Raw genomic sequence first — 12,201 nt, 5'->3', positions numbered from 1 at the left:
GATCGCCCGGAAATTGGGGTGAGAGTCGTCAGGAACAAGTCATAAGGTCAGTCCTGATGCCCACTACACACAAATCCACCGAGGACCGCTCCGCCGTGCGGTCGCTGCTGCGGCTGTGGCCGTATGTACGGCCCGTCCGTACGCGCCTGTTCCTCGCGGCCGCGGTCGCGATCGTGGCCTCCTGCCTGAGCCTGGTCATTCCCCTCGTCCTGAAGTGGATGGTGGACGGGCCGATCGCCGGCCACGACCCCGGCGGGGTGTGGCTGGGGGCTCTTCTCCTGCTGCTGCTCGGCACGGCCGAGGCACTGCTCTTCGGCTTCCGGCGCTGGCTGGTGGCGCGTCCGCTGGCGGGCGTGGAGGCGGCGATGCGAGCCGCGCTCTACGGCCGTCTCCAGCGGCTGCCGGTCGCCTTCCACGACCGCTGGGCCTCGGGGCAGCTCCTGTCGCGCGGTACGACGGATCTCATGCTGGTACGGCTCTTTCTGGCCTTCCCGCTGACCTTCCTGGTCGTCAACGGCACCACGATCCTCGTGGGTTTCGTGATCCTGTTCGCGCAGCAGTGGCTGCTGGCGCTGGTGCTGCTGATACCGGTGGTGCCGCTGACGGTGCTGATGTCGTACTTCGAGTCGCGGTACGCCGTCGCCACCCGGCGGGCGCAGGACCAGGTGGGCGATCTGACCACGCTGGTCGAGGAGAGCGTGCTCGGGATCCGGGTCGTGAAGGGCTTCGGACGGCACCGCAGCCAGGCCCGCGCCTTCCGTGAGATGTCGCGGACGCTGCGCGGTACGGAGCTGGTCAAGGCGCGGCTGCTGGCGGGCATCTGGGCCGCGGTCACGGTGATCCCCGAGATCGCGGTCGGCGCCGCGCTGGTGCTGGGCTCGGTCCAGGTCGCGGACGGGGATCTGTCGGCGGGGACGCTGGTGGCGTTCCTGTCGATCGCGCTGGCGCTGCGGTGGCCGGTGGAGTCGATCGGCTTCCTGCTGGCGATGTGCCAGGAGGCGGCGAGCGCGACCGACCGGTTCTTCGAGGTGATGGACGAGGAGCCGGAGTCGGACGCTCCGGCGGGGTCCGGACCGTACGGGGACAAGGCGAAGGACAAGGACAAGGTCAAGGACGACAACGGGGACGGGGACGAGGGCGGGGACGGAGACCCGGACCGGGACCGGGACGGCGGGTCGCGGTCCGGGGGCGCGAACGGGAACGCGGGCGCGGGCGCGGGCGGGGGCGGGCTGCGGTTCGAGGGCGTCGGATTCCGCCACGCCGACGCGGACGAGGGCGCGCCCGGCATCCTCGGCCCGGTCGATCTGCACATCCGGCCCGGCGAGACGATGGCCCTGGTCGGCGGGACCGGCAGCGGGAAGACCACGCTGACCTCCCTCGTACCCCGGCTGCACGAGGTGACCTCGGGCCGGATCACGCTGGACGGCGAGGACATCGCCGCCATGCCCAGGGAGCGGCTGCGCTCCCTGGTGTCGGTGGCGTTCGAGGAGCCGACGCTCTTCTCCACCACGGTCGGCGAGAACGTCCTGATGGGCGCGGACGCCGGGGCCGAATCCGCCGCGGACGACCTGGAGCGGGCGCTGCGGGTGGCGCAGGCCGGATTCGTGCACTCGCTGCCGGACGGGGTGGACACGGAGGTCGGCGAGCAGGGCCTGAGCCTCTCCGGCGGTCAGCGCCAGCGGCTCGCGCTGGCCCGGGCGGTGGTCGGCAGACCCCGCTTCCTGGTCCTCGACGATCCGCTCTCGGCGCTCGACGTGCACACGGAGGCGCTGGTGGAGGCGGCCCTGCGGGAGGTGCTCCGGGAGACCACGGCCCTGGTGGTGGCCCACCGGCCGTCCACCGTGCTGCTCGCCGACCGGGTGGCGCTGCTGTCCGGGGGACGGATAGCGGCGGTGGGCACGCACCAGGAACTGCTGCGGACCAACGCGGAGTACGCCTGGCTGATGTCGGGCTCCGAACACCCCGACGGCTCCGACGGCTCCGGGGACGCCGACAGCCCCGCCGGCGCCGACGGCGCCGGCACCGGCCGCGCGCACGGCGCGGACCCGGGCGTACACATGGAAGGGGACCTGCGATGACCGCGGCCACGACGTCCGGCGCCACCGAGCGCGCGGACCGCGCCGACGGACCCGGGGAGACCGGCGGGCCCGGAGCCCCGGGCGTCCGGGGCCCGGCGGCCGTCGACCCCTTCGACCAGGACGACCTGCCCACCGCCGAGGGCGCCACCGGCACGCTGCTGCGGTCGCTGCTCTCCCCGCACCGGGCCCGGGTCGCCCGCCTCGCCCTGATCCTGCTCGTCCAGCAGGCCACCGTGCAGGCCGGGCCGCTGCTGGTCGCCTTCGCCATCGACCGGGGCGTGCCCGCCTTCCGCGACCGGGACTACGGGCCGCTGATCGCCGTGGCGATCGCCTACGCGCTCTGTTCGCTCGGCGCGGGGCTGTTCCAGTATCTGTTCATCAATGTCTCCGGCCGGCTCAACCAGGATGTGCTGCTCGATCTGCGCGGCCGGATCTTCCGGCACTCGCAGGCCCTGAGCGTCGACTTCCACGAGCGGTACACCTCCGGCCGGCTGATCTCCCGCTCCACCACGGACGTGGAGTCCCTGCGCGAGCTGCTCGAAGAGGGCCTCCAGGAACTCATCAACGTCGTCCTGGCCTTCGTCTACATCTCCGTGATGCTGCTCTGGCTGGACCTGGGGCTCGGCGGGGTCGCCATCGCCTCCTTCGTCCCGCTGTATCTGCTGATCCGGCTCTACCGGCGGCGCGCGGGAATGATCTACAGCGAGCGGTCGACCGCGATGGCCGGGGTGATCGTGAAGTTCACCGAGACGCTGAACGGCATCCGACCGGTGCGGGCGTTCCGGCGCGAGCGCGCCAACGACGAGGCGTTCCGGGCGCTCAACGAGCACCACGGCCGCAGCAACGGCGACACGCTGATCGAGATGGCGCGCTATGTCGTCGGCTCCCGGCTGGTCGCCAACACGACGGTCGCGGGCATCGTGCTGTGGGGCGCGTACCGGGTCGCGGACGGCACGCTGGCGCTGGGCGTGCTGGCGGCCTCGGTGCTCTATCTGCGGCGGCTGTTCGACCCGATCGACCGGCTGGCGATGTTCCTCAACTCGTACGAGAGCGCCGCCGCGTCGCTGAAGAAGATCGCCGGTCTGCTGGCCCAGACGCCGACCGTCCCGGAGGCCGTGGGTCCCCGGGAGCTGCCGCCGCGCCGGAGCGGGCTGCCGGGTCGCGCGGTGGTCTTCGAGGGCGTCCGCTTCGCGTATCGCACAGGCGGTGAGGTGCTGCCCCGCTTCGATCTGGACATTCCGGCGGGGCGGACGGTCGCGGTCGTCGGCTCGACCGGCGCGGGCAAGTCGACGCTGGCCAAGCTGCTGGCCCGGTTCTACGACCCGACCGAGGGCCGGGTGCTGCTCGACGGGGTCGACATCCGGGAGCTGGCCACGCCGGAGCTGCGGCGCGGGGTGGTGATGGTGACCCAGGAGGCGTTCCTGTTCTCGGGGACGGTCGCGGAGAACATCGCCATCGGGCGGCCGGACGCCACCCGGGAGGAGATCGAGAGCGCGGCGAAGGCGATCGGCGCGCACGATTTCATCAGCGGTCTGCCGGACGGGTACGACACGGACGTACGGAAGCGGGGCGGCCGGATCTCCGCCGGGCAGCGGCAGCTGGTCGCCTTCGCCCGGGCGCTGCTGGCGGACCCGGCGGTGCTGATCCTGGACGAGGCCACCAGCTCGCTGGACATCCCCGGCGAGCGGGCGGTGCAGCGGGCGATGGACACCGTGCTGCGCGGCCGTACGGCGGTGGTGATCGCCCACCGGCTCTCCACGGTGGAGGTCGCGGACCGGGTGCTGGTGATGGAGCGGGGCCGGATCGTGGAGGACGGCACGCCCGCCGAACTCATCGCGGGGACCGGGCGCTTCGCCGATCTGCACAAGGCGTGGCGGGACAGCCTGGTCTGAACGGCGGGCCGGGCGCGCTCGGGGGCCGGCGGTCCCGGAGCGGTCCCGGCCCGTGCGGGGTCCGGTCGGGGGCCGGCGGTCCCGGAGCGGTCCCGGCCCGTGCGGGGGCCGTCGGGGGGGCCGTCGGGGCGTCAGGAGCGGTCGGCGGAGAGGGCGCAGGAGCCAGAGCCGATGAAGTCGGGGAGCCCGTTGTTGCCTCCGTACAGCACGACGGACCAGCGCTGGTAGTTCCAGTCGCGGTCGCCGTCCTGCTCGGCCAGCAGCTTCCGGCAGACGGTGGTCTCGGCGACTTCCCGCAGGTGGGACTGTTGGGCGCGGCCTCCGAGCCCTCCGGAGTCGTCCTGGACCCAGAGGTACACGGCGTCCTCGACGGGGTCGAAGCCGAGGTCGAGGGAGCCGGGTCCGTCCAGCGGGGAGAGCCCGTGGCCCTCCGCGACCCGGGCGTCCCAGGCGGCGCGGAGTGCCTCGACGGTGGCTTCGGCGACCCGGACCTCGTCCCGGTCGGCGCTGGGGTGACCTGCGGTCGCCAGGCCCTCCTCGCTGCCCCGCCACTCCCCCGCGACCTCGCCGTAGCAGCCCGAGGCGGCCTGTCCGTAGCCGAGGAAGGGGGCCTCCGTCTGGTCGGCGGACTCCTTCCAGTGGACGTGGTAGCGGCCGTAGGGCCAGTCGGCGGGGGCCGCCTCGAGGCGGCGGGCGAGGGCGACGCAGGCGGCCGTCCGCCCGGCTCTGCCGAAGACCGCCCTGGTCTCGTCGGGCAGGGTGTTGACGGGTCCGCCGGTCACCAGCACGGTCTGGGCGCGCTCGTTGAAGGTGACGGTGGGCTCCATGTAGGCCATGTCCTTGGTGGCGAGCATGGCGGTCATGTGCTTCCGGATCGCCTTCGCGGCGTCCTTCTCCTCCCGGGTGGCCGGGGCGACGCTCGCCGTCCAGGTGTCGAGCGTCGGCTGACTCAGGTCGTCGGCGCGGGTGAAGGCGGGGCGGGCCACTCCGGCGAGCGGGTCGGTCGGCACGGCGGCCGTGCGCGGATCGGCCGGCTTCCCCGCCGCTCCCCCGTCGGCCTTCCCGTCCGCTGTCCCGTCCGCCCCCGTGTCCGCTCCGCCGTCCGCTCCGCCGTCCGCTCCGCCGTCCGGTGCGCCGTCCGCCGTTCGGCGGGCCGGGGCGGCCGGGCTCGTGGCGGGCCCGGCGGTGATCGACCTGTCCGCGCCGCCGGAGGAGTCCTTCCGCTCGTCGGGGAAGGCGTGGAAGCTCGCGGCCGCCCCGCCCGCGACGGCCGCCGTGACCAGGACGGCCGCGAGGACGCGCCGTCGCCGGGCGCGGGACGGCGCGTGCCAGTCGGGGTCGTCCCGCGCCGGCAGCTCCCACTGGTCCGCGAGGAGTTCGGCGATCCGGGCGGGCTCGGGGGCCGGGTCGCCCTCCGGCAGGATCTGGGTGGCCTGGGCGGCGAGCAGCGGCGCGCAGGCGCGGGCCGCCGCCTCGGCGGCGGGCCGGTCGGCCGGGTCCTTGGCGAGGGCCCGCTCCAGGATCGTCCGCAGCTCGCCGGGGACGCCGTCGAGGTCGGGTTCGCCGGACAGGACGCGGAAGGCGACCACGTCCGGGGCCCCGGAGCCGAAGGGGAGCCGGCCGGTGGCGGCGTGGGCGACGAGCGCGCCCCAGGCGAACACGTCGCCCTCGGTTCCGGCGGCGCCGGTGCGGTAGTGCTCGGGGCTGATCCAGCCCGGGGTCCCGGTCATCACTCCGGTGCGGGTCACGCTGGTGCCGTCGGCGGCGTGGGCGATGCCGAAGTCGAGGACGCGGGGTCCGGCGGGCGTGAGGATGATGTTCTGCGGCTTCACGTCCCGGTGGACGACCCCGGCGGCGTGGACGGCGGCGAGGGCCTGGGCGGTTCCGGTGGCGAAGGCGTACAGCGTGCCGCCGGTGAGGGGGCCGTGGGCGGCCAGATGGGCGCCGAGGGTGGGGCCGGGGGCGTATTCGGTGGCCAGCCAGGGCGCGTCGGCCTCGGGGTCGGCGGCGAGCAGGGGTATCAGACAGGGGCCCTGCACCCGGGTGGAGAGCCGTACCTCGCGGCGGAACCGGGCCAGGAACTCCGGGTCCCCGGAGTGCGCCGGGTGGATCACCTTGACCGCGACCCGCAGCCCGTCGGGGGCGAGTCCGGCGTGCACGGTGCCCATGCCGCCCGCGCCGAGCCGGCCGATGATCCGGTACGGGCCGATACGGGCGGGGTCACCGGGGCGGGCGGGCTGGACCCGCCCCTCGGAGCCGACAGCGCTCACAGGAAGTCCGTTTCTCGGGAGTGGTGCAGGTTGCGGGGAAGGCGGCTGGGGCTCTCGGAGCGGTCGGGGTCCGGGGCCTCGGAGCCTCGGGGCCCTGGGGCCCTGGGGCCCTGGGGCCCTGGGGCCCTGGGGCCCTGGGGCCCTGGGGCCCTGGGGCCCTGGGGCCCTGGGGCCCTGGGGCCCTGGGGTCCTGGGGTCCTGGGGTCCTGGGACGGTCGGGCGTCGGGGGCGGTCGGGCGTCGGGAGCGTTCCGGATCCGAGGGCGGTCGGCGCGATCGGATCTGACCGGACCGCGTTCTGACGGGTGATCGGGGGCGGACGGAAGCGACCGGGCCGGTACGGGACACGGTCGATCGGCCTTCGGATGTGATCGGTCGGCCGAAGGCTGGATGCTAACCGCGACGAGCCCCGTTCAACGAGCCGTATCACGCGGGAGCGACCCCGGGAGCGGTCCCGGGCAGCGGTCCGCCCGGGACCGGCGGCGCCCCCGGAGCCCCCGCGCCCCCGACGCCGGGCCCGCCCCGAACACCCCACGCCGCCAGGGCCGTTGGCCGGATCCCGCACCCGGAGCGGGCGGCCCCGGTCCGTCCGGCGCGACATACGGCGGCAATCGGCCCGGCAGCCGGGAACCCTTCCGGGCGGGGCGGCGGCACGCCCCGTACACCGTGGCAACACCGCCGAAACGTCCGCTCAACGAACACGAAAGCTCGGACAACGGACGAGTTCTGGCCAATCCTTGACGCGCTCCTGACAGAAACTGGTTACTCCTGCCACTCTTCCCCCGTTCCGCGCACCACAAGCTCCGCACGCCCACCCGGCGGCCTGCCCGGCCGTCCGGCACCGCCTTCGCAGAAGGAGTTCGCGTGAGATCCACGCCACGACGTCGCACCACCGCGACCGGCGCGTTCATCGCCACGGCCGCGCTCATGGCCGTAGCCCTCCAGGCCGGAGTCCCGGCGGCGGCGGCCCCGGCGGCGCCCACCGCGGCACAGGCGGGGAAGGCCGACCCGGGCGCCCTGCCGCTGAGCCTCACCCCCGCCCAGCGGGCGGCGCTGATACGCGGGCAGAGCGCCACGACGGCGGCGACCGCGAAGGAACTGGGCCTCGGCGCCCAGGAGAAGCTCGTCGTCCGCGACGTCACCAAGGACCGTGACGGCACCACCCACACCCGGTACGAGCGGACCTACGGCGGCCTTCCGGTGCTCGGCGGCGATCTGGTGGTCTCCGAGACGAAGGCGGGCGCGACCGAGTCGGTCGTCAAGGCGTCCAGGACCGCGCTCAAGGGCGTCCGCACCGCCGCCCGGATCGCCCCGGCGGCGGCCGAGAAGCAGGCGCTGGCCCGGGCGAAGGCGGAGGGCTCCACCCGCACCGACGCCGAGCGCGCCCCGCGCAAGGTGGTCTGGCTGGCGCAGCAGGACAGGCCGGTCCTCGCGTACGAGACGGTCGTCGGCGGTCTCCAGCACGACGGCACCCCCAATGAGCTGCATGTCGTCACCGACGCCGCCACCGGCGAGAAGCTCTACGAGTGGCAGGCGGTGCACAACGGCACCGGCAACACCCAGTACAGCGGCCAGGTGACCCTGGGCAGCACGCAGTCGGGGTCCTCGTACAACCTCACCGACGCCGGGCGCGGCAGTCACCGGACGAACAATCTGAACCGGGCCACCTCCGGCGCCGGCACCCTGTTCTCCGGCTCCGACGACGTCTGGGGCAACGGCCAGCCGGCCAACGCCGAGACGGCGGGCGCGGACGCCGCCTACGGCGCCGGGGTGACCTGGGACTACTTCAAGAACGTGCACGGCCGCAGCGGCATCCGGGGCGACGGGGTCGGCGCGTACTCCCGCGTGCACTACGGCAACAACTACTCCAACGCCTTCTGGACCGACAGCTGCTTCTGCATGACCTACGGCGACGGCGCGGGCAACGCCAAGCCGCTGACCTCGATCGACGTGGCCGCGCACGAGATGACGCACGGCATCACCTCGGCGACGGCGGGGCTCGTCTACAGCGGCGAGTCCGGCGGACTCAACGAGGCGACGTCCGACATCTTCGCGGCGGCGGTGGAGTTCCACGCCAACAACCCCCAGGACCTGGGCGACTATCTGGTCGGCGAGAAGATCGACATCCGGGGCAACGGCACCCCGCTGCGCTACATGGACCGGCCCAGCCGTGACGGCGCGTCCAAGGACGCCTGGTACTCGGGCATCGGCGGGGTCGACGTCCACTACTCCTCGGGCCCGGCGAACCACTGGTTCTATCTCGCCTCCGAGGGCAGCGGCGCGAAGACCGTCAACGGCGTCGCCTACGACTCGCCGACCTCGGACGGGCTCCCGGTGACCGCCATCGGCCGGGAGAAGGCCGCGCTGATCTGGTATAAGGCGCTGACCACCAAGTTCACCTCCACCAGCAACTACGCCGCCGCGCGCACCGGCACCATCGCGGTGGCCACCGAGCTGTACGGGGCGAACAGCGCCGAGGTCGCGGGCGTCACCAACGCGTGGGCCGGGGTCAACGTCGGCGCCCGTCCCGGCGGCGGCAACCCCGACCCGGGCACCAGCTTCGAGAACACCGCCGACGTCTCCATCCCGGACAACGGCGCGGCCGTCACCTCCCCGGTGACCGTCTCCGGCGTCGCGGGCAACGCCCCGTCCAATCTGCGCGCGGCCGTGGACATCGTCCACACCTGGCGCGGCGACCTGGTGGTGGACCTGATCGCGCCGGACGGGACGGTGTACTCGCTGAAGCCGTTCAGCGCGGGCGACTCGGCGGACAACGTCCAGGAGACCTATGTCGTCAACGCCTCCTCGGAGACCGCGAACGGGGTCTGGAGGCTGCGGGTCCAGGACCGGGCGGCGCAGGACACCGGCTATGTGAACAACTTCAAGCTCACCTTCTAGAACCGCGTGCCCGCGCCCGGGCGGAGCCTCGCTCCGCCCGGGCGAAAGGGCGTGCGGGCCTCGGCGGGCGCGTGCGAGACTCCGGGCGCATGGACCCCGATCCCGTACCCGCCGCGCCGCCGCGCCCGCTCCCCGGCCCGCACCCGGCCGTCGGCCCCGAGAGCCAGGCCGAGGCCGAGGGAGCGGACGACGGTACGCACTATCCGTACCGGGTCGCCGGCGGGGGCGCGGAGCTGACGCTGCTCTGGTGGCGCGGGGACGGCGACCGCACCGAGTCGTTCGCCGTGGACGGCGCGGGGCGGCTGCTCGCCTTCCGCGACCGCGCCGCCCTGCGGGAGCACTGCGGGCGCGCGGGGCTGTCCCTGGTGGACGAGGACGACTCCGTGCTCGATCTGCGCCCGGTCGGCCGATGGGTCCGCCGGGGCGGCACACCGCCGGACCAGTCGCTGCTGGAGGCGTGGAACGCCTTCGAGGACCTCGCCCGCAGCCTGCCGGACGGGCCGCCGCTGCCCGCGCAGGGCCCCCTCCACGACAGCGCGTACGAGAAGCTCTTCGGCGGCACGGCCCTCGAACCGGACGCCGGGGACGAGTCCTGGACGCCCGAGGAGACCGCGGCCGCGCGCGGCTTCCTGGCCGCGGGGCTGCGGCTGTGGGAGGCGGGCGCGCGGGAGGCCGTGCTCCGGTGACCGCACCCGGGCAGGACAGCACGCGGCACAGGCGCGGACGCGGGGACGGGCGCGGGCACAGGCGCGGGCGCGGGGCGGCGGTCAGGCCGGGCGGTAGCCGCGGTCGCGCACCACGTCCTCGACGAGCCGGGTGAAGGCCCGGGCCGCGGCGCTGCGGTAGCCGCTCTCGCGCCGCAGCAGGACGACCGTACGGGCGGGCAGCGCCGGTTCGAGGGGGATCGGGCTCAGCAGCGGATGGTCGTGGGTGACGGCGTCCGGCAGCACCGTGGCGAGCGGGGTGCGGCGGACGATCTCGATCAGCGCCTGGATGGAATTGGCCTCCACCACGATCCTCGGGGTGACGCCGTGGCGGGCGAAGTAGGCGTCCGTGTGGCCTCGGGTGGCGAAATTTCCGCTGAGCAGGGCGAGCCGGCGGTCGGCCAGCTCCTTCACGGGCAGCGGCAGCTCCCGGCCGGCCTCCGGGCGGTCCGCGCCGACGACCAGTCCGAGCGTCTCGGTGAAGAGGGCGGCGCCGGTGATGCCGGGCAGATGGGGGCCCGAGAAGGCGATCCCGACGTCGAGTTCGTCGGCCAGCAGCCCCGCCTCGATCCGGTCCTGGGTCATCTCCTCCACATCCAGGGCGATCCCCGGGTGGCGGGCGTGCAGCTCGGCGACGAGCGGGCCGATCAGATACGCGGTGAAGGTCGGGGTCACCGCGAGCCGCAGGCTCCCCCGGGAGAGGTCCGCGACGTCGAGCACCGCGCGCTCGGCGGCGGCGAGGTCCCGCAGGGCGCGCCGGGCGTAGTGCACATACGTCTCCCCGGCGTCGGTGAGCCGTACGCTGCGGCCGGTGCGGTCGAGCAGCTGGACGCCCACCGCCCGCTCCAGCTGCTTGATCTGCTGGGACAGGGTGGGCTGGGAGATCCGCAGATCCTCGGCGGCGCGGGTGAAGTTGCCGTGTTCGGCGACGGCGAGCAGATAGCGCAGATGACGCAGTTCCAGAGCCATGCCCCTAACCATAGACCACATCAATAGAAGTCATGGTTACTACGTCTTGGACTCTATAGACACAGGTCATGCATGGTGGATTTCGTCAGCCCCGCAGGGCCGGCGCCCATCGAAAGGAGTGACCATGCACGACATCGCCCAAGGTCTCGCGCGTTTCCGGCGGGAGGTCTTCCCGGCCAAGGCGGAACTCTTCGCCGGGCTGGCCGCCGCCCACCGCCCCGCCACCGCCTTCATCGGCTGCTCCGACGCCCGGGTGGTGCCGGAACTGATCACCCAGAGCGAGCCCGGCGATCTGTTCGTCATCCGCACCGCGGGCAATCTCGTCCCCGCCCACGCGCCCGGCTCCGACGCGGTCGCGGCCGCCGTCGAGTACGCGGTCGCCGTGCTGGGCGTCTCGGACCTCGTCGTCTGCGGGCACTCCGACTGCGGCGCGATGACCGCCCTGGCCGAGCAGCGCGATCTGAGCGGCGCGCCCCTGGTCGCCGACTGGCTGCGGCACGCGGACGCCTCCCGGGCCCGTACCGCCGCCGCCGGAGCACCGGCGGGCTCGGTGGACGCGCTGGTCCGTCAGAACGTGCTCGCGCAGCTGACCAATCTGACCACGCACCCCTCGGTGGCGCGGGCCCTGGCCGCCGGGTCGCTGACCCTGCACGGCTGGGTGTTCGACATCGCCTCCGGCACGGTCGAGGCGCTCGACGCCGCCGGCCGCCCCACGGCGTTCGCGGCCCGCGCCGCCTGACCGCTCCCCACCCCGTACCCGATACCGGCCCGTCCGCCCGTCCCCGATACCCGGAACCGGCCCGTCCGCCCGGACCCGACACCCAGAACCGACCCGTCCGCCCGTCCCCGGACCGGCGGCCGGTCCGCCCCGAAAGGAAACCCCCCATGGTGCATGCCCAGTTCGACCCCGCCGCCCGTCAGGCCCTGGCCGCCGTCGCCGTCGACGCCAAGATCCGCAAGGATCTGACCTGGCAGGAGATCGCCGACGTCACCGGACTGTCGGTCGCCTTCGTCACCGCCGCCGTGCTCGGCCAGCACCCGCTGCCCGAGGCCGCCGCCCGGTCCGTCGCCGGGCTGCTGGAGCTGGACGACGACGCGGTGACGCTGCTGCGGACCGTCCCGAGCCGGGGCCCGGCCGCCGCCGGTCCGCCCACCGACCCGACCGTGTACCGCTTCCACGAGATGCTGCTGGTGTACGGGACCACCCTCAAGGCCCTGATCCACGAGCAGTTCGGGGACGGCATCATCAGCGCGATCAACTTCCGGCTCGATGTGAAGAAGGTCGCCGACCCCGAGGGCGGCGATCGCGCGGTGATAACCCTGGACGGCAAGTACCTGCCGACCAAGCCCTTCTGATCACCGCGGTCCGGGGCATTCCGGCGGGCTGACCG

8 protein-coding genes are annotated in these 12,201 nt (G+C 74.0%); 6 read left to right on the top strand and 2 right to left on the bottom strand.

What is annotated here, in order from left to right; genetic code table 11:
* Window positions 1-56: 56 nt before the first annotated feature.
* Entirely contained in the window at window positions 57-2,078 is a 2,022-nt protein-coding gene (locus tag ACF089_RS00990; RefSeq protein WP_392020066.1) for an ABC transporter ATP-binding protein, read from the top strand.
* A complete protein-coding gene (locus ACF089_RS00985; RefSeq protein ID WP_392020063.1) occupies window positions 2,075-3,970 on the top strand; it encodes an ABC transporter ATP-binding protein in 1,896 nt (631 codons plus the stop codon). The genes ACF089_RS00990 and ACF089_RS00985 overlap by 4 nt, the downstream gene beginning before the upstream one ends.
* Window positions 3,971-4,101: 131 nt before the next feature.
* Here ACF089_RS00985 and ACF089_RS00980 read toward each other — a convergent pair whose 3' ends face one another.
* Window positions 4,102-6,240 carry a serine/threonine-protein kinase gene (locus ACF089_RS00980; protein ID WP_392020061.1) on the bottom strand — a complete coding sequence of 713 codons (2,139 nt, stop codon included), beginning with the start codon at window positions 6,238-6,240 and terminating at the stop codon, window positions 4,102-4,104.
* 863 nt (window positions 6,241-7,103) lie between these two features.
* Between ACF089_RS00980 and ACF089_RS00975 the strand changes: the two genes are divergently transcribed.
* Both ACF089_RS00975 and ACF089_RS00970 read left to right on the top strand, forming a co-directional pair.
* Window positions 7,104-9,137: a M4 family metallopeptidase gene (locus ACF089_RS00975; RefSeq protein ID WP_392020058.1), complete on the top strand. Its 2,034-nt coding sequence runs from the start codon at window positions 7,104-7,106 to the stop codon at window positions 9,135-9,137.
* 89 nt (window positions 9,138-9,226) lie between these two features.
* Complete coding sequence (locus ACF089_RS00970; RefSeq protein WP_392020056.1) at window positions 9,227-9,823, top strand: hypothetical protein; 597 nt, start codon at window positions 9,227-9,229, stop codon at window positions 9,821-9,823.
* Window positions 9,824-9,904: 81 nt separating this feature from the next.
* Here ACF089_RS00970 and cynR read toward each other — a convergent pair whose 3' ends face one another.
* Window positions 9,905-10,810, bottom strand: coding sequence for a transcriptional regulator CynR (gene cynR, locus ACF089_RS00965; RefSeq protein WP_392020052.1), 906 nt, complete (start codon window positions 10,808-10,810; stop codon window positions 9,905-9,907).
* Between the two features lie 124 nt (window positions 10,811-10,934).
* Here cynR and ACF089_RS00960 point away from each other — a divergent pair, with 124 nt between their 5' ends.
* A complete protein-coding gene (locus ACF089_RS00960; RefSeq protein ID WP_392020049.1) occupies window positions 10,935-11,549 on the top strand; it encodes a carbonic anhydrase in 615 nt (204 codons plus the stop codon).
* Window positions 11,550-11,695: 146 nt separating this feature from the next.
* Window positions 11,696-12,166: a cyanase gene (gene cynS, locus ACF089_RS00955; protein ID WP_392020047.1), complete on the top strand. Its 471-nt coding sequence runs from the start codon at window positions 11,696-11,698 to the stop codon at window positions 12,164-12,166.
* Window positions 12,167-12,201: the final 35 nt, after the last annotated feature.

It is taken from the genome of Streptomyces sp. NPDC014894 (genome assembly GCF_043080985.1).
In the GTDB taxonomy this organism is placed as follows: domain Bacteria; phylum Actinomycetota; class Actinomycetes; order Streptomycetales; family Streptomycetaceae; genus Streptomyces.
This window is presented reverse-complemented; position numbering and strand designations above follow the sequence as displayed.

Coding starts and splice junctions, on each gene's coding strand:
- ACF089_RS00990 (WP_392020066.1), top strand. CDS start 57: ATGCCCACTACACACAAATCCACCGAGGACCGCTCCGCCGTGCGGTCG.
- cynR (WP_392020052.1), bottom strand. CDS start 10,810: ATGGCTCTGGAACTGCGTCATCTGCGCTATCTGCTCGCCGTCGCCGAA.
- ACF089_RS00960 (WP_392020049.1), top strand. CDS start 10,935: ATGCACGACATCGCCCAAGGTCTCGCGCGTTTCCGGCGGGAGGTCTTC.
- ACF089_RS00970 (WP_392020056.1), top strand. CDS start 9,227: ATGGACCCCGATCCCGTACCCGCCGCGCCGCCGCGCCCGCTCCCCGGC.
- ACF089_RS00985 (WP_392020063.1), top strand. CDS start 2,075: ATGACCGCGGCCACGACGTCCGGCGCCACCGAGCGCGCGGACCGCGCC.
- cynS (WP_392020047.1), top strand. CDS start 11,696: ATGGTGCATGCCCAGTTCGACCCCGCCGCCCGTCAGGCCCTGGCCGCC.